Below are 1,256 nucleotides of genomic sequence, written 5' to 3'. Positions count from 1 at the left end.
ACTTCTGTTTTCTTTTATTTCCATAGTTTTTCACTTTAGTGTAAGTATTTAGAGGAAATTGTCCCTATTTTCCTCACTTTGAAAAGATGCTGGACCTCAATTGACTTGACATAGAGCCTCGTCACGCATGATTCTCTTTCCAGGCGCCAGATGAATAAAACGATCTGGACCACCTAACTAGATTATCATGCGTTGCTCCATGTCAAGTCGTTCACGAATGAAGTTGCGTGTTTTCCTACAGAAGGGGACATTTTCCTCTTGCCGTGTTCGTGCTCCTTACCTATTTTATAAACTGACTTCTTGAATCGGGATTTCACCTGCCAATGAAAGTTGACTGAATTTTTCTGGTGAACGATTTTTTAAGCTTCCATGTGGGCGAACGGTATTATAAAAATCTATATATCTATCAATATAGTAATACGCTTCGTCATAGAAATGAAAATGATGTCGATCAAAACATTCACGCTGAATCTGACTGTGGAATGACTCAATATATGCGTTCATATTTGGCGTTTTATTCGGTATTCTCTCATGATGAATTTTTTGATACTGACAGAAGTCACCGAATAAATGACTCACAAATTGGGGTCCATTATCCGTTCTCACAATCAATTTTTCTTCAAATTCTCCTGCCTTAAAATGAATCTTTCGCCTAATTAAAGCTTTGGTAAGCATGGTTGTGATATCTTTTGCACGACAGGTAGATCCTCTATAAATACCTACAATTTGCCGATCATACACGTCAATCGCACAACACATAAACACAAAATAGGAGGTGCCTGTGATACTACCGTATTTGATATCTAGCTGCCATAATTGATTTGGAGCTGTAATAGTACGATTTCTAGCTATACTTCTAGGATGCTTTGTTTGTTTCTTTCTACATTCTTTTAAGATGTCTAGTTCTTTACATAAACGATACACTTTCTTTTTGCTAATAATTAAGTCATGATCATCAATCAATAATGATCTCCATTTTTTATATCCTAATCCTCCTATTTCATCATCCAGGTCATATTCCATAAGGTGTTCTTCGATTTGTTCATCGGGAATAATATGACCATCTTTATGCAAGGAGTAACCTGGAACTGGTCTACCTCTTTTAGGATGGACCTTTATTTTTTTCTCAGACTTTCGATCATAGTATGTGGACCGATTTAGTTCCAAAATGCCTATAATTCGTTTAACAAAGAATCCTTTTGAAATCCACCAGTCCGCAATTGATAATAACTCATCTAGAGATGGTCGTTTTTTTT

At 36.1% G+C, this 1,256-nt stretch carries 1 protein-coding gene; it reads right to left on the bottom strand.

The window, feature by feature from the left end:
* Nucleotides 1-285: 285 nt before the first annotated feature.
* On the bottom strand, nucleotides 286-1,256 hold a 971-nt coding region (locus LC076_RS23990), incomplete at its 5' end, for an IS3 family transposase (protein WP_226671603.1).

This window comes from Metabacillus litoralis, from assembly GCF_020524045.1.
GTDB classification, from domain to species: Bacteria; Bacillota; Bacilli; order Bacillales; family Bacillaceae; genus Metabacillus; species Metabacillus litoralis_C.
Note: the sequence above shows the minus strand (reverse complement) of the source record. Positions and strands in the feature narration are given on the sequence as shown.